The organism is Hymenobacter glaciei (assembly GCF_039539585.1).
GTDB classification, from domain to species: domain Bacteria; phylum Bacteroidota; class Bacteroidia; order Cytophagales; family Hymenobacteraceae; genus Hymenobacter; species Hymenobacter glaciei.
Genome location: NZ_BAABDK010000001.1, coordinates 406,391 through 432,754 on the forward strand (window position 1 = coordinate 406,391; position 26,364 = coordinate 432,754).

A 26,364-nucleotide genomic window follows, 5' to 3' on the forward strand; every position below is an offset into this window, starting at 1 on the left:
CAATCCTGCTCATCGCATCAGAACTGGATATTGAGCAAGGGCAGGTATCGCAACCAGAGCGGATTATTACCGGCGTAGTCAAGCATCCCGATTTGCAGGCCATGCAACTCGTCTGTCACATTGAGCCCACCAATGGTGACACCACGTTGTTTCTTGACATCAGTGAGCATCGAAATCGCAACCCCGTTTAATGCTCCGGCGCTGGTAGTTGCCCCAACTGATAAACCACTGATGGTATTCGTCAAACCAGCTGTTGGCCCTACATACCCCAGGCCGCCAACAAAACATCCGAGGATTACCCCATTGGCCTTCTCCGGGTCGGCAACAAGGCCAAAAGCCAGGCCATTTGTCGTCCCTCTTAGTATTGCAAACAGCCCAATACTTAAACCATTGTAGCTGCTGCTTTCTGATATTGCTGACAGATTTAGCCCGTTGGTTTCTCGCGTACCATTGGATACTCCATCCAGGCTAAGCCCGTTGCATTTACCGTCTTGACCGAAACCAAGGCATACCTGCCCGCTAGCGGGAATTCTTACTAAGAAGCAAAGTAGCAGTGCGGCGAAGAGTTTCATTGTAACAATAGTAGCAACAAAAAAGCCCGCTGCTTAGCGGGCTTTTTGTTATTGAATTAAGGCAAACAACTTACACTCCCGCCTTCAACTTCTCGCCAAACAGCGCCTTGACCTTGTCCACCTTGGGACGGGCCACAAACTGGCAGTAGGGCTCGTGGCCGTGCAGGTTGAAGTAGTTCTGGTGATAGTCTTCGGCGAGGTAGAAGGTGGGAGCCGCCACAATTTCCGTCACCACGGGGTTAGGGAAGGCCTGGCCATCGTTAAGCTTCTTTTTATAGTCTTCGGCGAGCTGCTTTTGCTCGTCGTTGTGGTAGTAGATGCCCGAGCGGTACTGCGTGCCCGTGTCGTTGCCCTGCCGGTTGAGGGTAGTGGGGTCGTGGGTTTTCCAGAAAATTTCGAGCAGCTCCTTGTAGCTGATGACAGTTGGGTCGAAGGTAATGTCGATAACTTCGTTGTGGCCCGTGAGGCCGCTGCACACTTCTTTATACGTCGGGTTGGCAATGCGGCCGCCGGTATACCCGGAAACTACTTTCTCCACGCCCTTAAGATTCTGAAATACGGCCTCGACGCACCAGAAACAGCCGGCGCCAAATGTTGCATGTTGCATGGGTAGGAAATAAGATTCGTTGGTTGCGATAACAACGCGCTAGACGTGGCCCAGGTTATTTCCTTACAGTAAAGAGTAGGCCAGGTGCAACGTACCGAGGTACGATGCCCTTTCAGGCCATCCGAAATGGCACCGCACCTCGGTACAGCCCGGTTCTTTATTACCCGAGGTGCAAAGTACTTCGGTACGGTCCATTTCAGGTGTTGCAAAAATGCATCGTACCTCGGTACGGTCGGCTCTGGAAATTGCGGAAGCGCATCGTACCTCGGTACGGTCCACCTCGGGTAAATAAAAAGCGGCCTGTACCGAAGTACAGGCCGCTTTGAGAGTTTCAAAATCAGGTCGGCCAGATTACTTCCGGAACCGCTCGGCCACAACCAGCTCCTTCGAGCCGGCCGTGTGCTGGTAGAAGCCTTCACCCGACTTCACCCCTAGGCGGCCCGCCATCACCATGTTCACCAGCAGGGGGCAGGGCGCGTATTTGGGGTTGCCCAGGCCTTCGTGCAGCACCCGCAGAATGGCCAGACACACGTCCAGGCCAATAAAATCGGCCAACTGCAAGGGCCCCATGGGGTGAGCCATGCCCAATTTCATTACCGTATCAATCTCCTCAACGCCGGCCACACCTTCAAACAGCGTAATGATGGCCTCGTTAATCATGGGCATCAGAATGCGGTTGGCGACGAAGCCGGGGTAGTCGTTTACCTCAGTAGGCGTCTTGCCCAGCTGGCGCGACAAGTCCATTACGTGCGTCGTTACTGCATCGGAGGTGGCGTAGCCGCGAATCACCTCCACCAGCTTCATCACCGGCACCGGGTTCATGAAGTGCATGCCAATCACCTGCTGGGGGCGCTTAGTTACGGCCGCAATTTTGGTGATGGAGATGGACGACGTATTGGAGGCCAGAATAGCGTCGGCGGGTGCAAACTGGTCGAGCTCGCGGAAAATTTGCAGCTTCAGGTCCACATTTTCGGTGGCTGCCTCTACCACCAGGCCCACGCCAGCCACGCCTTCGGCAATGGAGGTATAGGTGGTGAGACGGCCCAGCGTGGCGGTTTTATCGTCTTCGCTCAGGGCCGCTTTGGCTACCTGTCGGTCCAGGTTTTTGGTGATAGTGCCGAGCGCACGGTCCAGGGCCGGCTGGCTGATATCGATGAGGGAAACGGAAAAACCGTGCTGGGCAAATACGTGGGCAATGCCATTGCCCATGGTGCCGGAGCCAATTACGGCGACGTTCATAAAGTGCGGGAATAGAAGGGTGGGTGAGTTCTGAAATGCCGGCGAGCGGGCCGGTACCTGCAAAGCTACGGCCACAGCCACAAGCGGCATTTTGTTTACCAAGGACAAAATATTTTTAAAAAATTATATCCTTTTGAATTACCCCCCGTACAAGCCCACAGAGACACCTCTCACACTACTTTTCACCTCCCCTTCACACTCTTTCACACAATCAGCCATGGGCAACCTCCTCTATATCATCGCCGTCATTCTGGTCATCATTTGGGCCGTTAGCTTCTTCGGCGGTTTCTTCACCGGCGGCATCATCCACACGCTGTTGGTTATTGCCATCATCGCCATTCTGCTGCGTGTAATCAGCGGCCGAAGCGCAGTATAGCGCATACCCGCAAGGGTTAACTTAAAAACACAAAAAGCCCCGCTGGAATTTCCAGCGGGGCTTTTTGTGTTTTTAACCGTAGCTATTTGCCGATGTTGAAAAGTAAGCTGAAACGAAGGTTCAACCCTGGATACAGAGAAAATATTGAATTGCTAAAATTGTACAAGCCCACAAAGTCAATAGCTGCTTTTTCGCCTAAGTAGGAGCGGTAGCCAATGCCTGCCAACGGAGAAGTAACAGTTCGGTTGATTTTTATCAGATAGCCTTGATTATCATAGCCGGCTAACTGAGCATTAGTGACTTCGTATTCGCCATGCAGGAAAAACTCTTTGTACACAATGTACTGTGCGAATACCTTTAGTCCGAGGCTGCTATTGGAAAAGCTATTGGAGCCACTAGCTGTCAAACTCCCGTTGGGCGTATTATAAGGGTAGCCGTAGGTGTTATAAAAACTCTCGGGCGAGAGCGAATAGTTATTGTAAGCATAGGAAATGCCAGGGCCGATGGCGAACTTATCGGTGATGCGGAATCCGACAGCGGGTGCCAAACTAGTGCTGAAATTGCCAATGCCATCAATGGAGCTATACCCCAAACCAAAGTTGGCGTAGAGGAATTTCTTCGTTGGCGGCGTGTCCTCTGCGCCGCCGGCCTTGGTGGTTTTCCGGTCCGGGAAATCGAGGCCCGATGGAGCAGATGGCGTGGGCTCGGCAGCCGGCTGGTTGGGGTCGGTAGCAGGTGCCGGGGTCGGGGTCGGCGCTGGAGTTGCCGGGCTGGTAGCGGGTGCAGGCGTAACGGGCCGTGTAGGGGCGGGCGGTGGGCCGGGAGGGGCGGAGTTCAGCACCGGCTTGTTGTCCTGGGCCTGGGCCCGAAAAGTTGGTAGGCTGGCAGCAGCAGCTACCAATAGCAGCAGCGGAAGCAAAGAATGTTTCATGCGAAGAGAAAAAGGAAGGGAGTGAGGCGCGTACGCGCAGACCGGTAACGAAAGCGGCCGGAAAATTATTCATTTTCCGGCCGCTTTCGTCGATTGATTAAGCCATCTGGTACATTTTCTGACGCTGGGCTTTCAGGGTTTCATCGGCTAGGTATTCTTCGTAGTTCATGCGGCGGTCGATGATGCCATCGGGCGTGAGCTCGATGATGCGCGTGGCCACCGTGTCGATGAACTGCAAGTCGTGCGAGGCAAACAGCATAGCGCCCGGATAGTCGCGCAGGCCGTTGTTGAGCGCCTGAATGGATTCGAGGTCGAGGTGGTTGGTCGGGTCGTCGAGCACAAGCACGTTGCCGCTTTCCAGCATCATTTTCGAGAGCATGCAGCGCACCTTCTCGCCACCGCTCAGCACGTTCGACTTCTTCTGTGATTCCTCGCCCGAAAACAGCATTCGGCCCAACCAGCCGCGCACGAAGCTTTCGTCCTTATCGGTCGAGTACTGCCGCAGCCAGTCCACGAGGTTCATTTCACCCGACTGGAAATACTGGTTGTTTTCCTTGGGAAAGTAGCTCGGCGTGATGGTGGTGCCCCACTTGTACTCGCCGGTAGCCGGCGTAGCCTCGCCAAATAGAATGTCGAACAGCAGCGACGCGGCACGGTCGTCGCGGCCCACAATGGCCACCTTGTCGCCCTTATCGAGCGAGAACGTTACATTCTTGAACACGTGCTTGCCATCAACCTTGGCGCTGAGGTTCTCCACGTTGAGCAGCTGGTTGCCGGGCTCGCGCTCGGGCTTAAAGGCGATGTATGGGTAGCGGCGCGACGACGGCTTGATTTCCTCCAGCGTGAGCTTTTGCAGCAGCTTCTGGCGCGAAGTAGCCTGCTTCGACTTGGAGGCGTTGGCCGAGAAGCGGCGCACAAACTCCTCGAGCTCCTTGCGCTTGTCCTCCGTTTTCTTGTTCACGTCTTGGCGCTGGCGCAGGGCCAGCTGGCTGCTCTCGTACCAGAACGAGTAGTTGCCGGGATACATCGTGATTTTCGAGAAGTCCAGGTCGGCCATGTAGTTGCACACGGCGTCGAGGAAGTGACGGTCGTGGCTCACCACAATCACCGTGTTCTGGAAGTTGTCGAGGAAGTTCTCGAGCCAGAGCACGCTCTCCGCGTCAAGGTTGTTGGTCGGTTCGTCGAGCAGCAGTACGTCGGGGTTGCCGAAAAGGGCCTGGGCCAGCAGCACCCGCACTTTCTCACTGGCGCCGAGGTCCGACATTAGCGAGTAGTGCTTGTCTTCCGTAATGCCGAGGCCACTGAGCAGCTCGGCCGCTTCGTAGTCGGCGTTCCAGCCTTCGAGGTCGGCAAACTCGCCTTCCAGAATGGCGGCACGCTCGCCGTCGGCGTCCGAGAAATCGGCTTTGGCATACAGCGCATCCTTCTCGCTCATCACCGCAAACAAGCGCTGATGGCCCTGAATCACGGTTTGCAGCACCTGCTGGTCGTCGTAAGCAAACTGGTTCTGCTTCAGCACCGCCAAGCGCTGGCCAGCCGGCATATCAACCGAGCCCGTGTTGGGCTCGAGCTCGCCCGAGAGGATTTTCAGGAAGGTTGACTTCCCTGCGCCGTTGGCGCCAATGAGGCCGTAGCAGTTGCCCGGCAGGAATTTAACGGTGACGTCTTCGAAGAGAATGCGCTTGCCGTAGCGCAGGCTAACATTGGAGGTGGAAATCATTCAAGCAAAAAATAAAGGCGCGGGCGCCCCGCATCCAAGCGGAGCCAAACGCAAAATTACACGATAGGAGCGGGTCTGAATCCGGAAGGGGCAAACGAGTTGGTTTTTCCGACGGAAATAACTAACCACTACAAAGATTAGTGCCTGAATGCGCGGCAGAGGGCTAACCGCAGCGAGGCACCTGCGTACAACTTTTGCGTCGCAGCGCCTGTTCCCTTCTCATGGCTGCTAAAACCGGCCAAGGCCTTCTCCTTTCACCTGTTACGCAATTTCACGTATGAATGACCAGCATTTGACTTCCGAAAAAAACGGCTTGCGCATGGGCCTTTTCACCGCTCTAGGCCTAATGGCCTACACCGGCATAGCTGCCCTTACCGGTTTTCTGGGCACTATCGAAGCCGGTGCGCTCGACATCGTGTTGCTGGCAGCTGGCGTCGTGCTGGCCATTCGGCGCCTGAAAAGGTCCTGCGGCGACCGCATGACCTACTTTGGGGGCTTCAGCACGGGAATTATCACGGCCTTGGTGGCCTCGGTGCTGTTAGGCGCGTTTTTCTGGCTGCTAGGCGGCATCAGCCAGTCTGCCATTCGCCAGATTCAGGCCCGCGACCTGTTCGGTTCCGATTTGGGAGTGCTGATTAGCGGGCTGGGCATTATTCTGCTGGGCACCATGACGGGGGTAATTACCTCTCTGGTGGCAATGCAGTACTTTAAAAGTGCTCAGCATCAGGGAATTGGTGAGGTAGAACGCGTTTAATTCATCTGACCGTCGCGGTCGAAAACATAAAAAGCAGCCTCTCAGGGGCTGCTTTTTTTATGTCTCCAGTTATGATGCAGACGTCCGAATATAGGACAGGTAGAGTATTGTGAAAAAAGTTAGAAGAAATTGAAACTTTGCGTTGCTTAGGTGGCGTTAGCGGCTTAAATTTGTTTTAGTCGAAGAAAATATAGGTTTATGCATTACTCCATTACTCTCTTAGTCGCATTGTCGCTGTCATTCGCCTCCCTGTCGGCCAACGCCCAGATGGCGGACCGCATCACCGAGCATCCGACCCCACGCGAAGCTTCCCGCCAGCAAGCCGAAGCGCTGACGCGCGAAATGGCCAACCGCCTACACCTGAACGAAGGCCAGTACCTGCAGCTGCTGCCCCTGAACCGCACCCGTCTGAGTGCGCTCAACAGCATCAACCGCGAATACCGCGCCGACGCGGCTACCCGGGCCGCGAAGCAGGCGGAGCTCGAAGCCCAGTTTGAGCAGGAGTGCAGCCGCATCATGAGCCCGTCGCAGCTAAGCCAGCTGCAGCGGGAAGTCCAGCCAGCTACTGCGCCCGCCCCAACCGGCAATGGCCTGGGGTAATCGCCCCGCTGCATTTTGCTATTTTATCGCAACGGCCCGCCATTTCCTGGCGGGCCGTTGCTGCTTCTAGGCCTGGTTGAGTGGCTAACGGGCCGGACTAAGCGGGTCGCACAGCACTTCGGTTACAGTACCAAGCGGGCCAAACCGCACGCTGAGGCGCGGAGCCGCCGAACGGATGTGGCCCGCGGCGCATTGCGTGCCGGGCTCGAGGTAGTAGTAGTACACTTTCTCCGTATTGGCCCGCAGCTCTTCCTCGTCGGGTTGGCCCAGCAGGGCATTCACATCATCGGCCCGGGCTTCGTAGAGCTGTTCTCGCACGCGCAACAGCGCGGCTACACCGTTGCGGCGCTGGTTATGGCAGGCATAAGGGTCGGCACGCCAGGTAGCGGCCTCAAACCCGGGGATTTGTGGCAGCGCGTGGCCACAGCCAACCAGGATGCTGCACACGGAAAGTATGAAAAAAGAAAGGTGCCGGCGCACGCTCAACGACCTTGAAACTTGCGCCATCGTGATTGCTGAATTGGGTAAACAAGATATTTGGCGAAATTAAGCACTATTTTTGAGCCGTAGCTGTATACGGCTCACGCTGATTGAAATTAGATATTATATAATTTAATATTATTGCAATGTTCAAAAGGATTTTAATTCTAACGGTTGGAATAGGGTTGAGCTTGATGAGCAACTTAGCCGAGGCGCAAACCCTGCCGGCCGCCACGGCGGCAAAGTTGCCTGCCAGCACCCGCCGTATGCTCAACCAAGCGGCCTTTGAACAAAAAGCGGCCACGCTGTTTGCACGGTTGGGAGCCACAGGCCTGTCGTATAATTTATTTCGGGACGGGCTGCTGGGCTACTACAACGTGCGGGCCGCAAGCAAGGCCACGAGCCGACCGGTGCTCACCTTGGTCGATTTCAGCCGGCCCAGCCAGCAGAAACGCTTGTGGGTGATTGACGTGGCAGCCGGCCGCGTGTTGTTCCACACGCTGGTGGCGCACGGCAAAGCCAGTGGCGGCGACCTGCCGGTGGCATTTTCAAACCAGGAAGGTTCGGAAAAGAGCAGCCTGGGTTTTTACCGCACCGCGCCGGCTACCTACGTGGGCAAGCACGGCCTGTCGCTCAAACTGCATGGCCTCGACCCCGGCTTCAACACCAACGCCGAAAGCCGGGCCGTGGTGGTACACGGGGCCGACTATGTGTGCGAAGAGTTTGTGCGGGCCCACGGCCGCTTGGGGCGCAGCCAGGGCTGCCCGGCGTTGCCAGCGGGGCAGGCAGCGGCCATTGTGCAGGCCATTAAGGGCGGAAGCGTGCTGTATCTGCACGGGCCGACACAGGCCGGCTACCACTCGCGCTGGCTTGATGTAGACGGGGCAGTAGCCTCTATGCCTACTACCGGCGGGGGCGGCGTAGGCAATTAGCATAACCAGAACAGCGGGGGTGCGTTAAAAGCGTACTGCGCCGGGCTTCGGGCCCGGCGTTTTTCTTTCTCACCTTTTTCGTTTCTTTTCCCATGCGTTTAAATCTGCGCTTCATCATCGGGCTCATCGTGGCGGCGGTGTCGCTTTTTGGCTATTTCTTTAATACCTCCAAGAACGAGGTGACGGGCGAAACCCAGCACGTGAACATGAGCACCGACCAGGAAATAGCCCTGGGCTTGCAGGCTGCTCCGCAAATGGCCGCGGAGTATGGCGGCGAAAGCCCCGATGCCCGTGCCACCGCGGCCGTACAGGCTGTGGGGCAGAAAATCGTCGCCAGCACCAAAGCGGGCCAGACGCCCTACCGCTTCCAGTTCCATTTGCTGGCCGACGACCACACCATTAATGCCTTTGCGCTGCCCGGCGGCCAGGTGTTTATCACTAAGGGCATTCTGGATAAGCTAACCTCAGAAGGCCAGTTGGCCGGCGTGCTGGCTCACGAAATCGGCCATGTGGTGGGCCGGCATTCCGCCGAGCAGGTAGCCAAATCGAACCTGACGCAAGGGTTAGCTGGTGCAGCCACCATCGCGTCGTATGACCCGAACAACCCGGGCAGCTCCATTGCCAAAGGCGCTATTGCAGCGGCCATTGCCAAAGTTGTGAACCTGCGCTTTGGCCGCGAGGATGAGTTGGAAGCCGACCGGCTGGCCGTAGACTTCACGCCGAAAGCTGGCTACGACCCCCGCGCCATGATTCAGGTAATGCAAATGCTGCAGGAACAGGGCGGCCGCAGCAGCACGCCCGAGTTCATGAGCACGCACCCCGACCCGGGTAACCGCATCGGCCAGCTCCAAAAAGAAATTTCCGCTCAATACCCACAGGGCGTACCGGCCGGCTTGAAGCCGTAAGGTCGAGTAGGTAAAAAAGGGGATGGGGTAATGAGGTAAAATTGGTTCAGGCCAACTTACTTCATTACCCCATCTCCTTTTAACCCATCGCCTAGAAATTGGGGGGCGTGAGGTTTTTGAAGTGACCGTTGAGGCGCACGCGTTCCTTAAGGCGCTCGGTTTCGAGCACCACGGGCAGGATGGTGTCGAGGTGGTCGCGCACAAGTTCCTGGCGTTCGAGCTCGCTGGTGGTGGCCAGCAGCTGGTATTCCTGCTCGGTGCTGAAGCCGATGTGGTGGGCCACGTCGAAAATGGAATAGTCGGGGGCCAGCTCCAGTAGCAGCTTGCGCAGGCCCAGGGCCTCGTAGAGCTGGCGCACCTGCTTGCTGATGATGGTACGCAGCAGCGGGTCGGCCTCGGTGTCCTGCACCACGTTTTCGACCAGGCCACCCGCATAAAGCTTGCCCGGGGCCTCGCGGTAGAACTTGTTGATGCGAAACACCCCCACCGCCTTGGTGCGGATGTCGAGCTCACCGCTCGAATAGGTTTGTTCGACGCTGAGCAGACGCATTTCGGTGCCCAACTCGCTGAGGCTGTCGTTGAGGTAAGGCGGTATGCCGAAGGTTACATTTTGCTCAATGCATTCGCGTACCAGCTGGCGGTAGCGGGGCTCAAAAATGTGCAGGTTGAGCTTTTCGCCCGGAAACACCACCAGGTTGAGCGGAAACAACGGAAGCAGGCGTGCCATGCGGGTTTTGGTGCGTTTAGAGAGGAAAAAGCTGGCCGTGTATGATTGAAGCGAGCTAAGCGTGCTACTTGCTACTCCGCACCGGGTAAGGAGGAATATGCCGGGCAGTTGTACTCAACCGCAGAAATGCGAGCATGTTGGCGAAACTACGGCAGCGGCGGTAAAACCCCGGGTTATGCTCGGGTAGTAACAGCTGTTTTCGGGGCTGGCAGGAACCCGGGATTCTATGCCACATGCCAGCTTCTGGTCCAACTGCCAAGCGTTGGAGCAGGCAGCCCATTGCTTCGGTGTACGCAGTGCCAGGGCAGGAGGGTTGAAATCTGGAAACACTAGGTTCCCAGCATAAATGCGGCATCCACCATACGAACAATGTGAGGGCCACGTTTGGGATAGTGGGCCGGGTAGTTGCCTGGGTGGCTCGGCTGGCCGCCGTGGGCCGCCAGGCACTGGGCCACAGAGTCGGCCAGGCTGTTGGCATTAGTATAGCGAAGGGGCTGGCCGTCCACTCCCTGGCGGCCGTTGCTAAAAAACAACATTAGGTTGACCTGCTGACCAATTTCGAGGTCGAAGTAGTACAACACGTCCAGTGCGATTTCCTGGCAGACCTTGTCAAGGGCTTCAACGAATCCGGACTTGCGCGCCAAAGGCAGGTGACAATCCAGGCGCAAGTACCTGGTTTCGGCCTGGCAATGGCCGGGCGACGAGCTGACCGCCTGCAAAATGCCGCCGGAGTGGTAAGGCGGCGTCATATCCTGAGGGGCCGCCAAGCGAAGAAATTCGGCCCCGGCAGGCATGGCGCCGGCAGTCAACGTGGCTTGTTGCCCTCGCAGCACTTTTTCCAGTTCGCGGGCTACATAAAAAGCGTAATCGGATAGGCTGTAGCCCCCTAAAGTAAGGCGCAAGTACTGCCCCTGAGCATCGCCAACTAAATGGACTTCGGGGTAGCGGGCGGCTAAGGCGCGCACCTGGTCGAGCAGGGCAATGGGAGCAGGCGCGTAGACAGTCGCCGTGAGCTCGGCCGGACCGTCGGCATGCCCGCCGAGGCCCGGCCGGAAGGTGAAAAAATCGAAATGGTAAAGGCCTGTAGGAAAGCCGTAATACCAATATACGCCGAGTAGCATAAGATGCAGAGTAGAGCCGTTTCGGAATCCGTGGATGTAGGGGCGGGGCATTCGGGCGGGGGCAAGCCCTACCGGGTACGACCCCGCCCCTACAACTCCTGACCTCGAACCTGCCGCTAGCCGTTGATAAGGGCTAGCAGCATAAAAGGCAATAGCACCAATGCGCTCATCAGCACATAAAACCGACGGTTCGGTTTACGAAAAATGGCGTTGGCCAGCAGGATGAGGGTGAACACAACAGCAAATGCCACTTGGCCCAGCAATAACCAGTTCAGCATGTCGCCGGCACCGCCGGGCGGTTGGGTGCGATAAGCCCGCACTTCTAGGAGGTATTGAACCCAGCGGCCAGCATAGAGGACATAAATAGCCAAAGCCAGCCAATGGGCGCGCAGCCCGGAGTGCCAGGTAGGACGAATAAGTTGCTTCTGGCCGGGCACCTGTTGCTGCGCGCTTTGGCCTGAAACTGGTGGGATAGTGGGCGTTTCCATAGGTTGGTAGTAATGGTATTTGTTGGTCAGGTAGTGGTGGCTGCGTCTCTCTGCGGCGCACTAGCGGTGCTGCCTGCTGATGGGGCATCCACTTGCTGCCACCAGCGCAGCACGGCCAGGTCGGTGGGGCGGCGCAACTGGCGTTTCTGGCGCATAATGGCGGTGGGCTTTAGCAGCGGCAGCCCGTGCTGCCATTCGCAATTGGCCCAGAAAGCCGGCCAATCCAGGCGGTCGTTCTCGTAGGTGCAGTCCAGCACGGCGCTGGCCTGCCGGGCCCGCAGGTAGTACTTGCCCCTCAGCTCGGTGGCCAGCAGCGGCGGCGAAACGGGCCATTCCCAGAGCGTGACGCGCCAGCCACCGGCTTGCAGCACATTTGTGAGTGTGTTTAAGATGGCCGGGTCGGGCGGTAGGAGCAGGTCGCAGTCGGCCACCAGGCGGCGGGGCAGCGTGGGGCAGTGCTGGCGCAGGGCAAAGGTGCCCCACACGCCGAATGGCACGCCGGCCGCCACCAGCTGGTGCAGCGTGCGCAGGTACAGCCGTTCGTGGGCGGCCGTCATGCCGGGGCCGGGGCCAGAGCGGCCACGCGGCTAAGTACCCGGCTGTCGGGGTCCCAGTCGCCGGAGAGGGTCCCGTCGGAGTGTAGAACGAGCTTTTGCAGTACGCCCGTGGCGTTGGCAGCTTGCAGGGCCGGGTAGCTGGAGGTTTCAAAAACTACGTCGATGCCCTGCCAGCGGTAGTGCTCGTTGTAATAATAATAGCCGAAGGTGCTGCCAGCGTACTGCCAGCCGGGGCGCGGCGCTTCCAGCGTCGGCACCGCAGCCGCCAGCAGCGGCTCAATGGGCACGCGCTGGGCTTCAATCCACTCGGTGAAAACGTTGGGCAGGTAGCTGCCTTCCAGCCGGCTCAACTCCCGAAAAACCACCTGACGCACGCCCAAGCCCGCTGCCCAGGCAAGGTAGCGCTCTACATCGGGCAGGGTGGCGATGCCCATTTGGGTGAGAATGCAGGAGTTTTTTACGGCCAGGTGCTGGTGCAGCCAGCGCACGGTGGCGGCGTACACGGCGTTGTGGCGCACGGGCTGGTTGCGGTTGAAGCGCATAATTTGCTGGTTCACGGCTTCGTCGTGGTGGCAGCGGGACAGTTCAAGCCGGTCGAGCCCGAAGTCTTGCAGGGCCAGGCCCAGGTCGGGGCTGGCCACCAAGCCGCTGCCGTTGGTGTAAAGCACTTTCTCGTCGAACACCACCCCATCGTGCTCCAGTTGGGTGAGGCAGGCCAGCAACTCACGCAACCACTGCGGCTCGGCAGTGGCTTCGAGGCCCGAGAGGCTTAGGCCCAGCGGCCAGCCGCGGAAGGGGTGCAGCACGTCGCGCAGACGGGCAAAGTAGGCGGGGTAGTCGTCAATCAGGCGCTTGGCCGTGAGCTGGTGGCCCTCGTAGCGCTGCAGCTCTTCGGAGCAAAACGCGCAGTGGGCCGTGCAGCGCAGGGCGTTGGCGAAGGGAGTGAAGGTGAGCCCCGGCCGGAGCTGCCATGCCTGCCCAAATGCCTTCAGGCTTTGCGGCAGCACCGGTTGGTAGAGTCGCCACGCCTGCTGCCGGAAATAAGCCAACTCAGTGGATGTGGTCGCCATTCGAAACTGATTACGCAAAGAAGTTGCCATCGGGGGCACAAGGTAGCGGAATGGCAGCTGTAGAGTCTGGCCGCTTACAGCACCACGGCGCGCGTAACCAATGAACGGTCGGCTCCGAACAGCTGCACGTAGTATAAACCCGCCGGCAGCCCCTGGCGCGACCACTTTACCTGGTGCCAGCCCGCGCCCAACACCCCGTCGTAGAGGCGGGCCACTTCCCGGCCTACCGAGTTGAGCACGCGCAGCTGCACCGGAGTCGGGCGCGGCAGAGAAAAGCTTACGTTCGCTGCCTCCTCAAACGGATTGGGGCTGACGGGATACAGTTCGAGATTGTTGCTAATCGGGTGGCGCAAAACGTAAGAATCCTTCAGTACCTGGTGGCGGGTAATGAACTGCAAAGCCAGGCTGTCGGCCGTAGCAGTCAGAAACAAGGCACCGAAGTCAGCGTTGAAAATAGCCTTGCTATCGGGCGAGCGTTGGGTATGCACGCCGTAAATGCTGCGCCCGCCCAGGCCATTAACGATGTACGGCAAGCCATCTACTATTAACCGTTCGTAGTGGTGGTCGTGGCCGGCCAGTACCACCGAAGCGCCCCACTCCCGAAAAGGCCACCGCAGGGCAACGGTGCCGCCGTGCGCACCCGAAGAATAGGGCGCATGGTGTAGGTAAACCACGTTCCAACGCGCCGTTGAGGCGGCGAGCTGCGCCTGCAGCCACCGCGCCTGCACCGAACTAGTGGTGATGCCGTCGGGCTCATGCGGGTCGCTGTTGACGGCGAAGAAGTGTACATCGCCGCGCACAAACTCGTAGTAGCGGCCGTTGCCGGGCAGGGTAAAGTAATCGCGGTACGCCTCGCCGTTGCGGGTGTAGTAGTCATGGTTGCCCAGGGCCGGGAAAAACCGGTTGGTAGAAGCGCTGGGCCCATACCGGCCCCGGTAATGATGGATGTACTCGTGGTAGTACTGGCCGATGTTCTGGTCGATGGTGGTCGAGTCGCCCAGGTCGTAATTATTGTCGCCGAGTGTGATGATGAACTCCGGGCTCCAGTTCTTTACCAGTTGGGCAACTTGTTGTTCCGCCGGCCCGGCGTAGCCATAGTCGCCAATCGCGGCAAAGCGCTGGGCAACACCCGGGTGCCTCCAGCTGCAGAACGCCAGCAGGGCTAGCAGACGAATACCAGCTAGGAAGGAGAGGCGGGGCATAAAAGCTGAAATAAAAGGCGAATTGGAAGTTAGCTATTTTTTTACGCCTTAATTTTCCTCCTTGCTAATATCTGTGCTTTGTGCTATCGTTTTTATATAATTTTCATAATTGTTGGTAACAGTTTTAGTAGCTCAGCTGGGCGTTTTTTAGTGCTGGGAGGTTGTATACAGCACGCTGGGTGTAGTTTTGAGCAAAAATTCAAATACTGATGAATTTGGGTTTGACTGAAATAATTCTCCTAACCAGTGGGGCCTCCTGCTAGGGAATGAAACCCGGACGCTTCTCCAGTCCGAATAACGCTGCCTCTGCTCTTTCCTCCTTTCTGCTCTTTTCTGCTCATGCAACCCAAATCTATCTTCAGCCAACTGGCTTTTTGCTTGTTGGTGTGCTTGCTGCCTATTTACCAGGCTGCTGCCTCAACAAGCGACACCTTGGTGGTGCGCCCGCACTTCTACCACATCGATTACCACAAGAAGCTTATCCTCGTCAACCAGAACCTGGACGAGCTCAACAGCGAAAGTAATCAGCCCAAAAAGTATTTACTGCTTGATAGCCTGTATGATTTCCAACAGGTTTCAACGCAGGTTCAAACCAATACTTCTTACCAGGTGAAGCTGGCCAACGTGGCTTACACGTTGTATTTTACCCAATTGCCGGTTGTTCATGTTTCGGCCAAAAGGCCCATCGTGGATGCGCCCAGCGTGTACGCGCAGTTTTCGCTGGCCGATACCACTGGCCGGTTTATGACTGCCAACACCGGCATTGAAATCCGCGGCGGGGCTTCCCAAGGCTTTCCTAAAAAATCGTATGAACTCAGCTTCTGGGCCGATACGGTGGGGCTAACGAGCCAGGATGTGCAGTTTGGCACCATGCGCACGGCCGACAAATGGAACCTGCAGGCCATGTACAACGAACCGCTGCGCATCCGCAGCAAATCGGCGAATGAGCTGTGGCAGGAAATGGACACGCTCTATTACCACGCGGCCGAGCCGGATGCTAAAAGCGGCATTGCGACAACCTACACGGAGCTCTTCCTGAACGGGGAGTACGCTGGCGTGTACCAGCTCGCGGAACGCATCGACCGCAAACAACTCAAGCTGAAGAAGTATAACAAAGGCATCGTTGGGGAGCTGTACAAGGGGGTTGACTGGGGTGGGGCGGTGACGTTTACGGGCTTGCCCGCATTCTACAACACCAGCGAAACCTGGGGTGGGTTTGAGTACAAGTACCCGGACGAGAAGATAGATTGGACCGCGCTCTATGATTTTGTGAATTTCGTGGAGAACAGTTCCAATCAAACGTTTTTCCAAACGTACCGGCAGCGATTCAACCTGGCTAACGCCGTGGATTATTACATCTTTCTGAATGTGGTGCGGGCGACTGACAACACCGGGAAAAACCTGTACGTAGCCCGCTACAAGGCAGGCGAGCCCTATTACTACGTGCCGTGGGATTTAGATGGCGTATTCGGTACGAACTATGCCGGGCAAAACGACCCCACCACCACCGGCTTGTTGAGCAATGGCTTCTACGACCGACTCCGGCAGGATTGTTCACCAACGGGCTTCGGGGCCACGCTGCAGCGCCGCTGGGCGCAACTGAGGAAAACCGTGCTCGCCGAAAGCCACATCCTGGGCAAATTCCAGCAGCATACCGCGTATCTGCGGTCGAACAACGTGTACGAGCGGGAGAAGCTGACGTGGAGCGCGTTCACTGATGATGCCGCGCAGACCGTGTACATGACGAACTGGCTCCACAATCGCCTGAGTTACCTGGACGGAGAATTTGCCAACCCTTGCCCCACGATAACCGCCGTGGCCAGCGCCCAGGAGAAGGGTAACCACTGCTACCCAAACCCCGCCAAGGAAGTGCTGCACGTTGAACACGAGGCCACGGCTTCCGAACTTGTCATCCGGGACTTATTGGGCAAAACAGTTGTGCAGGTGGGGCTAACCGGCACCCGCACGAGCGTTGATATGCGAAGCGTAGCCCCAGGCATGTACCTGGTAACCATCAGCAGCAAAAACGCTAGCCAGACGCAAAAGCTGATAGTCGAGTAGCATAAGTTAGAAAGCAGGACAAGAGTAGGCGTCGAAATGCCGAAACGGCGCCCGGCGCGCTACTTTTGCGCTCCATGTCCTCTTCCGCAAGCTTAATCCCCGACGTTCGCACGCTGCTAAAAAAGGCTGGCCGGCTGCTGCTGCAAATCCTGGCCGCGTTGTTTCTGACCTCGGTGGCCTGGGTGCTGCTCTACCGCTGGGTGGCCCCGCCCGCTACCTGGCTCATGCTCGACCGCCGGGCCCACGCCCCGATAGGGCTGGGCTACCACGGCATTCAGCCCGCGCCGCGCCGCATCCGCTACGATTTCCGGACGCTGGATGAAGTGGCTCCCACCGTGCCGCTGGCATTGGTGGCCGCCGAGGACCAACGCTTTCTCCTGCACCACGGCTTCGACCTGGATGCCCTGACCCAGGCGGCCAAGCGCAACTGGAACGGCGACGGCAAGCACATCGTGGGCGGCAGCACCATTTCGCAGCAGGTGGCCAAAAACGTGTTTCTGTGGCAGGGGCGGAGCTACGTGCGCAAGCTGGCCGAAGCCTACTTCACGGTACTCATCGAAACGCTGTGGAGCAAGCGCCGCATCATGGAGATGTACCTGAGCGTGGCCGAGATGGGCGACTGCACCTTCGGGGTGGAGGCGGCAAGCCGGCGCTACTTCGGCAAGTCCGCCAGCCAGGTAAGTGCCGCCGAGGCCGCGCTGCTGGCCGGGGTGCTGCCCAATCCGCTGCGCTTCCGGGCCTCGAACCCCGGGCCGGTGGCGCGGGCCAAGCAGCTGCGCGTGCTGCGCAACATGCGCCGCCTGGGCGGTACCAGCTTCGTGGCCAAGATTTTGAAGTAGGCTGGTTAGCCGCGCTTGGAGATTTTGTTGGCGGTGATGGTGCGCTGCAACGTGGATTTGAAGCGAGCGTCGTCGACTTGGCTTTTGGCGCGGTGCTTGGTGGCCCGGCCCTGTACCCGGGCGCGCCACCGGCGCCACGAGGCCGGTTTCAGCTCGCGCCGCATGAGCGCGATGACGGCCTGCTCGTTGAGGCCAAATTGCTGCTCAATGGCTTCAAATGGCGTCCGGTCTTCCCAGGCCATTTCGATTACGCGGTCAATATCTTCGGCGGGGAGGCTGGGCGTGGTCATCGGGTACGTGTGGGCGAGTGCAGTGAATAGTTGCTGCTTTTAATGCTGTCTAAACAGCTGGTGCCCCTGATTTGATAGGCGACTGCCAAGGGTTATTTCCGGTAATTGACGAGATTGGCTCCTGAACCCGATATATTCACCGCTTACCCTTAGATCGAATGAAGAACCTGAAAACAACGCTCAGCCTGCTCGCTTGCCTGGCCGGCACCGGCACCGCTGCCGCGCAGTCGGGGTCTAAAACAGACCTGGCAGCCCGCAAGGCCATTGTGCAGGTGCTTACAACCCAAACGGCGGCCTGGAACCGGGGCGACATACCCGGCTTCATGGAAGGGTACTGGAAATCTGACTCGCTGGTCTTTATCGGGAAGAAAGGGCCTACCTACGGCTGGCAGCCCACCCTGGCCAACTACCAGAAAGGCTACCCCACCGCGGCGGCCATGGGCCAGCTCGATTTCAGCGGGCTGCGGGTGAGTTTGCTTACCCCAACGGCCGCCCAGGTAGTGGGCCACTGGCACCTGGCGCGACCGGCGGCGCTGGGCGACTTGCAGGGGTATTTCCTGCTGGTGCTGCGGCAGATTGACGGGCAGTGGAAAGTAGTAGCCGACCACACGAATTAAGTAGTTGCAACGCTTGTAGAGACGCGACCCATCGCGTCTCGGCGTTCGCGCCGTTCTGATGTCGTTCAACGCCGAGACGCGATGGGTCGCGTCTCTACATCGTTCCATAAAAAAGCCCGTGCCATTGCTGGCACGGGCTTTTGCATTACCTGACCTGCTCTATAGGGCGGCGCGGCGGGCCGTGACGGCGGCCACAAACGTGTCGAGAGTGGCAATGTCGCTGGTGAGGGTGTCGCGGTCCAGCTCCTTTTCGAGCAGGGCCAGCACGCCGTAGTTCTCCACTTTGCTGGTGAGGTTGTTGACGCGGGTTTCGTAGCGGTTGAGTTGGTTTTGGTTGCGGCGCTTGTCGTCGCCGTCGGGCAGGGCGGCCACTACGGGCGACAGGCCCGTAATCAGGGCCTGGGTGGCGGTGAGCTCAGCTTCGGCGCTGCTGGCATCGTTCCAGTTGTCGAGCTGAAACTGGAGGTTGTTGAGCCGGTTCGTGAGCCCGGTGCGTTCGCGCTGCTTGGCCGTGAGCAGGGTGTCGCATTGCGCGGCGGTGGTGAGGAGGTTGACGGAAAAAGCCATAACAGGTAATGGGTAAATGAGGGTAGAAAAAACTGCCGGCGCGCTTCCACGCTCCGCAGTTCCTCAACTCTGCGCCACTACATATTATTGTATAGTTGAAAATAGCTATTCGGTGGCCGGTGCGGCCAGCTCCTGCGCCAGCGCCCCGGCTTCGGCCCGCAGCCCGGCGATGCGCCCTCGTAGCCGGGCCTGCGCCGTACTGCCGCTGCGGGCCAGCTCGGCCTGGGCATCGGCTATGAAGCCTGCCAGCCACGCCGGCGGCGTGCCGCCCGCCGGCGCCAGTACGGCCGTGAGCACGGGCAGTGCGGCCAGCCGGCGCCGCGCCCAGGCCGCCCGCGCCGGCAGCTGGTCCAGCTCATGGGCAAGCTGGTCGGCCCGGAGCTGGCAGGTGCGCAGCTGCTTTTGCAGGGCGGCGGTATCCAGGGCTTCAGGGGCGGGCTCGGCGGGTGTGTTGTGCCGGGCCAAGGTGAGAGCCGCCTGAGGCAGAACCGCCGGTAAGGGCAGGGGACGTAGGCCGCGTTCTATCTGGGAAACCATGGTGCGGCTTAGGCCCAGGCAGGTGCCCAGCTCGGGCTGGCTCAGGTTGAAATGTGTGCGGAGGGACGGAAGGAAGCGGGTAGTTTCGGAGGATGCCATGTTGCTCTCGTTTTTTAAACAACGCAAAAAAGCGAGAGCATGTGCATAGGTAGTTTTGCTCTCGTCTTTTGATGACTGCTAAAAAGCGAGAGCAAACAGAACGATGTAGAGACGCGACCCATCGCGTCTCCGCGTTTGCGCCGTTTGGGTGTCGTTCAACGGTTACTGTTCAACGCGGAGACGCGATGGGTCGCGTCTCTACATCGTTCGCGCCGTTTGGGTGTCGTTCAACGGTTACCGTTCAACGCGGAGACATTGTTTGTGCGGTTTGGCTGTAGTTCAACACCTAGATATTGTTTGAATGGCTGAACGGGTTTAGGTTTGCCCCATGACGGAGCCGGACCTGTTTCGAGATAGTTACCGGGTTGCCTCTACCCGCCTGCCGGGCTACGATTATGGGTAGAGCGGAGCGTATTTCATCACCATTTGTACCCTGGGCCGGCAGCCGTGTTTTGGGGAGGTGGAGGTTCCCGATGCAGATTGGGCTGCCGCATTCATACGGCCCACGGCGCTGGGGCAGCGAGTGCTAACGGGCTGGGCCAGCATCCCCGAATTTGCGCCGTTTGTGACGCTTGATGCATTTGTACTGATGCCCGACCATCTTCACGGAGTGCTCTTGTTTGATAAAAATGAGCCGATGGGTCCGCTACTGCCCTACGAAAACCGGTTTGGCCCGCAACGGCATAACCTGGCCTCGGTGCTGCGCGGGTTCAAGTCGGGAGTTACCACCTTTGCCCGCATCCAGGGGCTGGCGTTTGGTTGGCAGGCCCGGTACCACGACCGCATCGTGCGTTCTGATGAGGAGCTAGAACGTATTCGGAATTACATCCTCACCAACCCGAGCCGTTGGGAGAAGGAGTGGGACAACGGCGAAGGATTGTACCGTTGAACGATTGTAGAGACGCGACCCATCGCGTCTCCGCGTTGAACGATAACCGTTAAACGATGCCTGAACGGCGCGAACGATACCCGAACGGCGCGAACGGGAGACGCGATGGGTCGCGTCTCTACAATCGTTCTGTTACCCTACCAGGCCCAATCCCGCGGCGTGCGCGGCTGCCGCTGCGTAATCGGCTACTAGTACCATGGGCACGCTTTCCCGGCCCAGCTCTTCGATAATTGGCCCAACGAGCAAGGCTCGCGCCGGCACCTGCACGTCGCGGATGTAGATGGCGCGGATGCGGCCGGGGTGGCGCCGGACTACCTCGCGGTAGATGCGAGCATCTTCCTGGCCGCTGTCGCCGCAGAGCACGAAGGGCAGCGCGGGATAGGTCGTCAGGATGTCGTCGATTTCGTGGAGCTTGTGGGCAAAATGGATGGCTGCCGAACCCGTGACGCCGGGCGGGGGCGTGGTTTTGGGCGTGGAAATGGTGAAATCGCGCAGCAATAGGGGCCCGGGGGGCAGCTCGTGCAGGGCCATGAATTCTTCGAGCATGTCGTAGAGGTTCCAGGGGCTGCTGCTCACGTAGAAGAAAGGATTATCGGGCCGGCTGGTGCGTCCCCGCTGGAGCCGGCGGTAGAAATCGGCCACGCCATCGAAGGGCTGGCGCGAATGCGCATTGCTGAGCAGCGTGCGGGCCAGCATCTTGAGGATGTTGGTAGCCCGGGTTTCAAAGACGGTATCGTCGAGGTCGGAAATGATGCCAAACTCGGCACCGGGCGGAGGCACCAGCACACTGGCGATGGCTTGCACGGTTGTATCTGGCGCAGTGGCAAAGGGAGCCGGCAGCCGCGCCACTCGCACCGGAATGGGGTACCAGAGGTAGGCCGAGGGCGCGGGCAGGGCGTGGGGCTCCAGGATGAGGGTGAAGTAACCTTCGTCGTCGGTGGTAACCAGGTGCTGGCTGCCATCGGGGAGTTCGGCCACGAGGTCGGCCCCGGTTACCTCGCGGCTGTTGAAGCGCCGCACCATGCTGCGGAAGTTGCGCCAGCCGGAGTCGGTGGCGGTTTGGGGCTGCAGGCCGCGGTCGCCGAGCAGGCGGCCTTTGATGTAGAACTTGGTAGCCGTGCCGTAGCTGCGGTACGCATCGAGCTGAAAGCGCTTGAGGCGGCCCTTACGGGCGAGGTAACGGGTCAGGAAATGGTCGGTCCATTCGTTGAACGCGGACACGGGCTTAAGCAGATTCATGGGGCAAACCTACGGCGGTGAAAAAGGTGCTGCTAACGTAGCGCGCACTTTTAGTGCGCGACTCAGCAGATACCCGACCGGCGCGGCGACGCGGACTAAAAGTCCGCGCTACTTCGATACGGCCCTGTCGGTTCCATTTACGTAAAAGCTCGACGCTCAAATTCCCAGCTCCCATACCTCTATCCATGCCCACCGCCGCCAATCCTAAAACCCGTAAAAAAGCGTTGCTTCCGCAGGAAGAGGCCCATATTGTGTACAAAGACCCGGCTCGCCAGGCCGAGATGGCTGGCCTGCGCTACGCCAGCGACGGGGGAGCAGGCCTGACGCGCAAAGCCACGCGGGCCGGCAAGTTTGCCTACCATGATGCCCACGGCCAGAAAATCAGCGATGCGGAAACGCTGGAGCGCATCAACAGCTTCGTGATTCCGCCGGCCTGGACGGACGTGTGGATTTCGCCCTCGGCCACCACGCACCTGCAGGTAACGGGGCACGACGCGTTGGGCCGTAAGCAGTACCGCTACCACCCCGCCTGGGACCAGGTGCGCAGCCTCACCAAGTTTTCGCGCCTGCGCACCTTTGGCGAAAAGCTGGAGCCCCTGCGCACGCAGCTGAGAAAAGACCTGGCTCGCCCAGGCCTCGACCACGACAAAGTAGTGGCCCTGGTAATTACGCTGATGGACCAGTCGTTTATCCGGGTGGGCAACAAGGAATACGCCAAGAACAAAGGCAGCAAAAAGGCCAGCTACGGCCTCACCACGCTAAAGGACGGCCACGTGGACGTGCACGGGGCCGACGTGAATTTCTCCTTCATCGGCAAGAAAGGCGTGCCGCACGATGTGACCGTGCACGATGCCCGCCTGGCCCGCCTTGTGCGCAAGTGCAAGGAAATTCCCGGGCAGCACCTGTTTCAGTACTACTCGAAAGACGGGCAGCGCCGGGCGCTGGAATCGGGCGACGTGAACGAGTACCTGCACCGGCATACCGGCCTGGCGTTGTCGGCCAAGGATTTCCGCACCTGGGGCGGCACCGTGAAAATGGCTGGCTGTCTCGAAACGGTGCTTAAGGAAGAGCCGGACTTAGCCCCCGAAAAAGTTATCAAAAAAGCAGTGAAGGAAGTGGCCACCAACCTGGGCAACACGCCTACGGTGTGTTCGAAATACTATATCCACCCACAGGTGGTCGAGTTGTTCAACTCGGGCCAGTTGGTGGAATTCCTGCGGAAGCACGATGCAGAAGCCGTGGCCGATGACGTGCTTTCTCCCATCGAGCGGCTGGTGCTGAAGATGCTGGCAGATGCCTAAATGCAGTGCCTGAGTAGGGTGCGGTGCCGTACCCTAACTCAGTCTATTCCTCCGGCAGCTTATCAAACGCCTTGTCGCCTGATGCGCTGCCCTGCTCAAAGCGAATACCGGAGCCCGGCTGAGTTAAATTGTCGGTGCCCGGGCCGCCATAAATGCGGATGCTGAGCTGGTGCCCAGCGGCCTTGCCGTGGGTCTCAACTACAAAAGAGTCGTCGCCACCCAACCCTTCGAGTTGAATACGGTGGGTTTCGGACGGCAGAAAGGCGCGGTGGTAGAACGCCGCTTTGCCCTGGGCCGGGAATACCGCTACAACCGTAGAATCGGCGTAGCGATGGAGTTCGAACCGCTCGGCTTCGTCCGTGCCGGCAATGCGGGGCTCGCGGGCCAGGTTGCGGTAGAAGGTTTCGGCCAGGGCGGGCAACTGGTCGCGACGCGCTTGGAACGCCGCCAGGGTGCGCGAGCCTTCGAGGGCGTACACCGCGGGCGGCAGGCGGCGCACGGCCCGCTGCAGCACCGAGTCGGGCAGGCGCCGTTGCAGGTCGAGCGCGGTGGCCTGGAACTGAGCCCGCGAGAGCTGATTGAGGGCGCGGCGGTCGAGGTACTCGCCGTTGGAAAGCTGGGCGACCGGGTTTTTGTAGCGCGGGCCGAAGGTGACCCAGTGCGGAATGGCGACGTGGCCAATCAGCCAGCCCAGCAGGCCATCGTCGAGGCGGTAGATAACCATGTCGCGGTCTTTGGGCAGCGGCCGGATGGAAGCGAAGCCGCCGGGGACCGGTGCCTCTTCGGCCCAGCTCCATTGGCCGGCGTGCCGGTCCCAGTCGCCCAGCCAGGCATCGAGCAGGCGCGCGCGCAGCAGCGCGGGCTGGTCGAAGCGGCGGGCTGGGCTGGCGAACACGCCAGCAAAGGCTTTGCCGCTGTTGACGATGGCATTGGGGACGGGGCGTTCGGGGGCCTGCGCGGCTTTTTCTTCGAGGTAAGCCAGCTGGCCGCGGAAGTGGAGCAGCGAGTCGGACTGAAAAGCTGGCTCGTCGGGCCGCACGTAGAACAGTTGCGGCGAGGAGTAGGGCACCCCCGCGGCGCGGGCCAGCGGTGGTACCAGCAGGGCAGCATATGGGTTGGTCGACGACACGTTGTCGCGCAGCACGTTCACCAAAAAGGTGCCCCGCACGGCTACTGGCGTGGCCCGGATGGGGTCTTTGTCCACGGTGCGTATCACGTAGGCGCGGCCGTCGTCGGACGTTAGGTTTAGGCTGGTGCTATTGAAGCCACCGCCGACTTTGCCCGGCTGCAGGCTGCCGCGTTGAGCCGTGTTCAGCCGGAAGACCGGGGCCGAGACCGGGGCCGCCCAGCTTGGGCGGTGGTGGCGGCCCACCAGGGCGTTGTATAGGCTGCCGTGGCGGGCATATTGGCGGCCGGCAGTTACGCCGCGCACGCTATCGGCCGAGGCGGGTAGCGCGGTGCTGGCATCAAGCCTGGCATCGGGCTGAAAAAACTGCTTCCGGACGCAACCGGTGGCTAGCAGAGTTGCCAGCGTGCCTCCAAACAATGTATAAAAGCGCAAACGAAGCAGTATCAAGAGCTAGCAGAGGAGTTAAGGTCGGGCTTTGAACGAAGGCGGGCCAAAAAAGGCTAGCGACTACTAGTATAGTCGCCATATTCTGTATTTTGGGTTTAAGCAGCTACTATTTATCGATTCAATTAGAGCCGTGTAGTGGTTGATGGACAGTTGCGAACGTGTAGGGGCGGGGCTTGTTCCCGCCCGATGTTGAACGATTCAGGTACTAGATGTGCAACGACGGGCGGGGGCAAGCCCAGCCCCTACGTCGTTCAACTGTACACGCACCCCAGGCCTATTACGCAGCATTTCGTTCGAGAAGTGACGCAAGGTATTCATTCGCTACCTCGTCAGTCATCATTCAGGCGGTCGTAAGCGCGGTGTTTTTTTCGGGGCAAGCTGGGGCGATGCGCCCCGGCAGCCGTCATATCCGACGCTTCGTCGTGGAGCCGCAAACGCCGGCCGCTGCCTTGCAGGCGCAATTGGTCGTGGCCCGTGCCGCCGTAGAGCTCCAGACGCATGGGGGAAGCACCGGCCGTAGTCGTTACTTCAAAAACGTCGTCACCGCCTAATCCATCCAGGCTGATACACTTGGTTTCTTTCTGGAAATAGGTGCGCTGAAAATGCAGCGAGTCACGACTTGGGTGCTTCTGATTGGGGACGGAAAACACCCGCACCGTGGTCGAGTCGTGGTAGCGATGCACCACAAACCGTTCGGCCTGCGCCGTGCCGCCCACCGTGGGTGCGCGGGCCAGGGTGAGGTAAAAAGCGTTGGCTGCCTCGGGCAGCGTTTCGCGGCGCGCTTTGAGGGCGGTGCTCAGCCGGCTGCTTTCGAGGGCGTACACGGGGGGCGGCAGGCGGCGCAGAGCCCGCTCGATAACGGAATCGGGCAGCCGACGCTGCAGGTCGAGGGCGATACGCTGGAAGTCGCTGCGCGTCATTTGCGAGAGGGCGCGTTGGTCGATGAACTGGGCCTGATGCACCAAGCCGGCGATGTTGTTGTACTCGTTGCGAAAGGTCTGGAACTGCGGCGCAATAAAGGGCCGGGCCGCCAGCCAGGGAATCAGGCCGTCATCGAAGCGGAAATACACCTGGTCGCGGTCCTTCGGAATGCCGAGGTAGCGCACCCGGCCGCCGGCCTCGCGGAACTCAGCCCACTGCCACTGCCCTTCGTGCCGGTCCCAATCGCCCATCCAGACGTCGAGCAGGCGGGCCCGCAGGAAGGCGGGCTGGTCGATGTAGGATGACGGGTGCCGGTACACCTTCTTGAGCATGGCTTCGCCGCCATCAAAATCGTCGACGCCGGCCAGGTCGGGCGTGCGGGACGCCCGGGCTTCGTACTTCTCTTCGAGCAGCGCCAGCTTGCCCTGAAAACGCTCGGACGACTTGCCCAGGCCGGTTTCATCGGCCCGCACGTACACCAGGCGCGGGCGGGTATGGGGCACCCCCGCGGCCTGCGCCAGCGGCGGCACCGTGAGCGCGGCGTAGGGGTTGGCGGCCGACGTGGCGTCGCGCACGACGTTCAGGACAAAAGTGGGCCGAATGACTTTCGGCAGTGTTCGGCTTGGTTCTTTGTCGAGGGCACGCAGGGCGTATTTGCGGTCCTTAGCGCCTTCCAGGGTCATGCTGATGCTTTGGTAGCCGCCGCCGGTTTTGCCCGGCTGCAAACCACCCGGCGCTGCCGTGGCCAGGTTGAGCACCGGCATGCGCACGGGAGCGGCCCACACCCGGCGATAGTGCCGGCCCAGAAACAGGTAGTAGAACCCGGAATGCTGGTTGTAGTGGCGGCCGGCAGTAGCCAGCACCGAGTCGGCGGTAGCGGACAGGGGCAGGGTGCTGCCGGCTCCCACGCGGGCATCGGGCTGGAAATAATGACGGCGGGCGCAGCCACTGCCAGCCAGGGCCAAGCCCAGCACAGCCAGCAAACGCCACCAACACCGAGCTTGAAAAAGACACAAAAGAGGCATCCGAAGAAAAAACGCGGCGGTGGGAATGAGCCTTTAACGCAGCTTCGCCGTAAAGGTGGGTAAGGCCGGTGTGCTACCACACTTCCACCCCTTTGCCAAACAGGCTCCTTATGCCGGGAACA

At 59.5% G+C, this 26,364-nt stretch carries 28 protein-coding genes; 10 read left to right on the forward strand and 18 right to left on the reverse strand.

The annotated features are described in order from the left end of the window. Positions 1-17: 17 nt before the first annotated feature. The 3 genes from ABD837_RS01830 to ABD837_RS01840 form a co-directional block, all read right to left on the reverse strand. Positions 18-572: a hypothetical protein gene (locus ABD837_RS01830; protein WP_345049585.1), complete on the reverse strand. Its 555-nt coding sequence runs from the start codon at positions 570-572 to the stop codon at positions 18-20. Positions 573-642: 70 nt separating this feature from the next. Continuing rightward, positions 643-1,179 (reverse strand): peptide-methionine (S)-S-oxide reductase MsrA, encoded by a 537-nt coding sequence (gene msrA / locus ABD837_RS01835; protein ID WP_345049588.1) that lies wholly within the window; start codon positions 1,177-1,179, stop codon positions 643-645. 351 nt (positions 1,180-1,530) lie between these two features. Continuing rightward, a complete protein-coding gene (locus ABD837_RS01840) occupies positions 1,531-2,418 on the reverse strand; it encodes a 3-hydroxybutyryl-CoA dehydrogenase (RefSeq protein ID WP_345049590.1) in 888 nt (295 codons plus the stop codon). 217 nt (positions 2,419-2,635) lie between these two features. On the opposite strand from ABD837_RS01840, the gene ABD837_RS01845 reads away from it, so the two are divergent. Further along, on the forward strand, positions 2,636-2,794 hold the full coding sequence (locus tag ABD837_RS01845; protein ID WP_208176736.1) for a lmo0937 family membrane protein: 159 nt from the start codon (positions 2,636-2,638) through the stop codon (positions 2,792-2,794). An 82-nt stretch (positions 2,795-2,876) separates the two neighbouring features. On the opposite strand, the gene ABD837_RS01850 is transcribed toward ABD837_RS01845, so the two are convergent. After that, positions 2,877-3,725 carry a hypothetical protein gene (locus ABD837_RS01850; RefSeq protein WP_345049594.1) on the reverse strand — a complete coding sequence of 283 codons (849 nt, stop codon included), beginning with the start codon at positions 3,723-3,725 and terminating at the stop codon, positions 2,877-2,879. A 97-nt stretch (positions 3,726-3,822) separates the two neighbouring features. Continuing rightward, on the reverse strand, positions 3,823-5,445 hold the full coding sequence (locus tag ABD837_RS01855; RefSeq protein ID WP_345049597.1) for an ABC-F family ATP-binding cassette domain-containing protein: 1,623 nt from the start codon (positions 5,443-5,445) through the stop codon (positions 3,823-3,825). 277 nt (positions 5,446-5,722) lie between these two features. Here ABD837_RS01855 and ABD837_RS01860 point away from each other — a divergent pair, with 277 nt between their 5' ends. Together ABD837_RS01860 and ABD837_RS01865 are read left to right on the forward strand one after the other, a co-directional pair. Then, a complete protein-coding gene (locus ABD837_RS01860) occupies positions 5,723-6,199 on the forward strand; it encodes a DUF4199 domain-containing protein (RefSeq protein WP_345049599.1) in 477 nt (158 codons plus the stop codon). Between the two features lie 228 nt (positions 6,200-6,427). After that, positions 6,428-6,799, forward strand: coding sequence for a hypothetical protein (locus tag ABD837_RS01865; protein ID WP_345049602.1), 372 nt, complete (start codon positions 6,428-6,430; stop codon positions 6,797-6,799). Between the two features lie 84 nt (positions 6,800-6,883). On the opposite strand, the gene ABD837_RS01870 is transcribed toward ABD837_RS01865, so the two are convergent. Further along, a complete protein-coding gene (locus tag ABD837_RS01870) occupies positions 6,884-7,246 on the reverse strand; it encodes a hypothetical protein (RefSeq protein ID WP_345049604.1) in 363 nt (120 codons plus the stop codon). A 227-nt stretch (positions 7,247-7,473) separates the two neighbouring features. On the opposite strand from ABD837_RS01870, the gene ABD837_RS01875 reads away from it, so the two are divergent. Together ABD837_RS01875 and ABD837_RS01880 are read left to right on the forward strand one after the other, a co-directional pair. Then, positions 7,474-8,211 (forward strand): murein L,D-transpeptidase catalytic domain family protein, encoded by a 738-nt coding sequence (locus ABD837_RS01875; protein ID WP_345049607.1) that lies wholly within the window; start codon positions 7,474-7,476, stop codon positions 8,209-8,211. A gap of 92 nt (positions 8,212-8,303) precedes the next feature. Beyond that, positions 8,304-9,116 (forward strand): M48 family metalloprotease, encoded by an 813-nt coding sequence (locus ABD837_RS01880; protein ID WP_345049610.1) that lies wholly within the window; start codon positions 8,304-8,306, stop codon positions 9,114-9,116. A 91-nt stretch (positions 9,117-9,207) separates the two neighbouring features. Here the strand turns inward: ABD837_RS01880 and ABD837_RS01885 are convergent, their stop codons facing one another. The 6 genes from ABD837_RS01885 to ABD837_RS01910 form a co-directional block, all read right to left on the reverse strand. After that, the gene (locus tag ABD837_RS01885) at positions 9,208-9,843 is read right to left on the reverse strand and encodes an LON peptidase substrate-binding domain-containing protein (protein WP_345049611.1); all 636 of its coding nucleotides are present in this window, start codon (positions 9,841-9,843) and stop codon (positions 9,208-9,210) included. A gap of 329 nt (positions 9,844-10,172) precedes the next feature. Beyond that, complete coding sequence (locus ABD837_RS01890; protein WP_345049613.1) at positions 10,173-10,964, reverse strand: hypothetical protein; 792 nt, start codon at positions 10,962-10,964, stop codon at positions 10,173-10,175. A gap of 116 nt (positions 10,965-11,080) precedes the next feature. Beyond that, positions 11,081-11,452, reverse strand: coding sequence for a hypothetical protein (locus ABD837_RS01895; RefSeq protein WP_345049616.1), 372 nt, complete (start codon positions 11,450-11,452; stop codon positions 11,081-11,083). Positions 11,453-11,478: 26 nt separating this feature from the next. Then, positions 11,479-12,009, reverse strand: coding sequence for a hypothetical protein (locus tag ABD837_RS01900; protein WP_345049618.1), 531 nt, complete (start codon positions 12,007-12,009; stop codon positions 11,479-11,481). Next, a complete protein-coding gene (locus ABD837_RS01905) occupies positions 12,006-13,079 on the reverse strand; it encodes a radical SAM family protein (protein WP_345049621.1) in 1,074 nt (357 codons plus the stop codon). Before ABD837_RS01905 ends, ABD837_RS01900 begins: the two co-directional genes overlap by 4 nt. 74 nt (positions 13,080-13,153) lie before the next feature. Beyond that, positions 13,154-14,281 (reverse strand): metallophosphoesterase family protein, encoded by a 1,128-nt coding sequence (locus tag ABD837_RS01910; protein ID WP_345049622.1) that lies wholly within the window; start codon positions 14,279-14,281, stop codon positions 13,154-13,156. A 339-nt stretch (positions 14,282-14,620) separates the two neighbouring features. Here ABD837_RS01910 and ABD837_RS01915 point away from each other — a divergent pair, with 339 nt between their 5' ends. Continuing rightward, positions 14,621-16,342: a CotH family protein gene (locus ABD837_RS01915; protein ID WP_345049625.1), complete on the forward strand. Its 1,722-nt coding sequence runs from the start codon at positions 14,621-14,623 to the stop codon at positions 16,340-16,342. 74 nt (positions 16,343-16,416) lie between these two features. Next, a complete protein-coding gene (gene mtgA, locus ABD837_RS01920) occupies positions 16,417-17,181 on the forward strand; it encodes a monofunctional biosynthetic peptidoglycan transglycosylase (protein WP_345049627.1) in 765 nt (254 codons plus the stop codon). A gap of 5 nt (positions 17,182-17,186) precedes the next feature. Here mtgA and ABD837_RS01925 read toward each other — a convergent pair whose 3' ends face one another. Next, entirely contained in the window at positions 17,187-17,471 is a 285-nt protein-coding gene (locus tag ABD837_RS01925; protein WP_345049630.1) for a TIGR03643 family protein, read from the reverse strand. 158 nt (positions 17,472-17,629) lie between these two features. Here ABD837_RS01925 and ABD837_RS01930 point away from each other — a divergent pair, with 158 nt between their 5' ends. After that, positions 17,630-18,088 (forward strand): YybH family protein, encoded by a 459-nt coding sequence (locus ABD837_RS01930; RefSeq protein ID WP_345049632.1) that lies wholly within the window; start codon positions 17,630-17,632, stop codon positions 18,086-18,088. Between the two features lie 159 nt (positions 18,089-18,247). On the opposite strand, the gene ABD837_RS01935 is transcribed toward ABD837_RS01930, so the two are convergent. Continuing rightward, on the reverse strand, positions 18,248-18,655 hold the full coding sequence (locus tag ABD837_RS01935; protein ID WP_345049635.1) for a hypothetical protein: 408 nt from the start codon (positions 18,653-18,655) through the stop codon (positions 18,248-18,250). Positions 18,656-18,760: 105 nt separating this feature from the next. After that, positions 18,761-19,291: a helix-turn-helix domain-containing protein gene (locus ABD837_RS01940; RefSeq protein WP_345049637.1), complete on the reverse strand. Its 531-nt coding sequence runs from the start codon at positions 19,289-19,291 to the stop codon at positions 18,761-18,763. 589 nt (positions 19,292-19,880) lie between these two features. Here ABD837_RS01940 and ABD837_RS01945 point away from each other — a divergent pair. Next, positions 19,881-20,180 carry a hypothetical protein gene (locus ABD837_RS01945; RefSeq protein WP_345049640.1) on the forward strand — a complete coding sequence of 100 codons (300 nt, stop codon included), beginning with the start codon at positions 19,881-19,883 and terminating at the stop codon, positions 20,178-20,180. A gap of 132 nt (positions 20,181-20,312) precedes the next feature. Here ABD837_RS01945 and ABD837_RS01950 read toward each other — a convergent pair whose 3' ends face one another. Next, a complete protein-coding gene (locus ABD837_RS01950; RefSeq protein ID WP_345049641.1) occupies positions 20,313-21,419 on the reverse strand; it encodes an App1 family protein phosphatidate phosphatase in 1,107 nt (368 codons plus the stop codon). 185 nt (positions 21,420-21,604) lie between these two features. Between ABD837_RS01950 and ABD837_RS01955 the strand changes: the two genes are divergently transcribed. Beyond that, on the forward strand, positions 21,605-22,720 hold the full coding sequence (locus ABD837_RS01955; protein WP_345049643.1) for a DNA topoisomerase IB: 1,116 nt from the start codon (positions 21,605-21,607) through the stop codon (positions 22,718-22,720). Positions 22,721-22,763: 43 nt separating this feature from the next. Here ABD837_RS01955 and ABD837_RS01960 read toward each other — a convergent pair whose 3' ends face one another. Continuing rightward, complete coding sequence (locus tag ABD837_RS01960) at positions 22,764-24,296, reverse strand: hypothetical protein (protein WP_345049645.1); 1,533 nt, start codon at positions 24,294-24,296, stop codon at positions 22,764-22,766. 329 nt (positions 24,297-24,625) lie between these two features. Continuing rightward, entirely contained in the window at positions 24,626-26,200 is a 1,575-nt protein-coding gene (locus ABD837_RS01965; RefSeq protein WP_345049647.1) for a hypothetical protein, read from the reverse strand. Positions 26,201-26,364 lie beyond the last annotated feature (164 nt).

Bases quoted from the DNA above. Each gene is read 5' to 3' on its own strand.
- ABD837_RS01830 (WP_345049585.1), bottom strand. From the start codon at position 572: ATGAAACTCTTCGCCGCACTGCTACTTTGCTTCTTAGTAAGAATTCCC.
- msrA (WP_345049588.1), bottom strand. From the start codon at position 1,179: ATGCAACATGCAACATTTGGCGCCGGCTGTTTCTGGTGCGTCGAGGCC.
- ABD837_RS01840 (WP_345049590.1), bottom strand. From the start codon at position 2,418: ATGAACGTCGCCGTAATTGGCTCCGGCACCATGGGCAATGGCATTGCC.
- ABD837_RS01845 (WP_208176736.1), top strand. From the start codon at position 2,636: ATGGGCAACCTCCTCTATATCATCGCCGTCATTCTGGTCATCATTTGG.
- ABD837_RS01850 (WP_345049594.1), bottom strand. From the start codon at position 3,725: ATGAAACATTCTTTGCTTCCGCTGCTGCTATTGGTAGCTGCTGCTGCC.
- ABD837_RS01855 (WP_345049597.1), bottom strand. From the start codon at position 5,445: ATGATTTCCACCTCCAATGTTAGCCTGCGCTACGGCAAGCGCATTCTC.
- ABD837_RS01860 (WP_345049599.1), top strand. From the start codon at position 5,723: ATGAATGACCAGCATTTGACTTCCGAAAAAAACGGCTTGCGCATGGGC.
- ABD837_RS01875 (WP_345049607.1), top strand. From the start codon at position 7,474: ATGAGCAACTTAGCCGAGGCGCAAACCCTGCCGGCCGCCACGGCGGCA.
- ABD837_RS01880 (WP_345049610.1), top strand. From the start codon at position 8,304: ATGCGTTTAAATCTGCGCTTCATCATCGGGCTCATCGTGGCGGCGGTG.
- ABD837_RS01885 (WP_345049611.1), bottom strand. From the start codon at position 9,843: ATGGCACGCCTGCTTCCGTTGTTTCCGCTCAACCTGGTGGTGTTTCCG.
- ABD837_RS01890 (WP_345049613.1), bottom strand. From the start codon at position 10,964: ATGCTACTCGGCGTATATTGGTATTACGGCTTTCCTACAGGCCTTTAC.
- ABD837_RS01895 (WP_345049616.1), bottom strand. From the start codon at position 11,452: ATGGAAACGCCCACTATCCCACCAGTTTCAGGCCAAAGCGCGCAGCAA.
- ABD837_RS01900 (WP_345049618.1), bottom strand. From the start codon at position 12,009: ATGACGGCCGCCCACGAACGGCTGTACCTGCGCACGCTGCACCAGCTG.
- ABD837_RS01905 (WP_345049621.1), bottom strand. From the start codon at position 13,079: ATGGCGACCACATCCACTGAGTTGGCTTATTTCCGGCAGCAGGCGTGG.
- ABD837_RS01910 (WP_345049622.1), bottom strand. From the start codon at position 14,281: ATGCCCCGCCTCTCCTTCCTAGCTGGTATTCGTCTGCTAGCCCTGCTG.
- ABD837_RS01915 (WP_345049625.1), top strand. From the start codon at position 14,621: ATGCAACCCAAATCTATCTTCAGCCAACTGGCTTTTTGCTTGTTGGTG.
- mtgA (WP_345049627.1), top strand. From the start codon at position 16,417: ATGTCCTCTTCCGCAAGCTTAATCCCCGACGTTCGCACGCTGCTAAAA.
- ABD837_RS01925 (WP_345049630.1), bottom strand. From the start codon at position 17,471: ATGACCACGCCCAGCCTCCCCGCCGAAGATATTGACCGCGTAATCGAA.
- ABD837_RS01930 (WP_345049632.1), top strand. From the start codon at position 17,630: ATGAAGAACCTGAAAACAACGCTCAGCCTGCTCGCTTGCCTGGCCGGC.
- ABD837_RS01935 (WP_345049635.1), bottom strand. From the start codon at position 18,655: ATGGCTTTTTCCGTCAACCTCCTCACCACCGCCGCGCAATGCGACACC.
- ABD837_RS01940 (WP_345049637.1), bottom strand. From the start codon at position 19,291: ATGGCATCCTCCGAAACTACCCGCTTCCTTCCGTCCCTCCGCACACAT.
- ABD837_RS01945 (WP_345049640.1), top strand. From the start codon at position 19,881: ATGCCCGACCATCTTCACGGAGTGCTCTTGTTTGATAAAAATGAGCCG.
- ABD837_RS01950 (WP_345049641.1), bottom strand. From the start codon at position 21,419: ATGAATCTGCTTAAGCCCGTGTCCGCGTTCAACGAATGGACCGACCAT.
- ABD837_RS01955 (WP_345049643.1), top strand. From the start codon at position 21,605: ATGCCCACCGCCGCCAATCCTAAAACCCGTAAAAAAGCGTTGCTTCCG.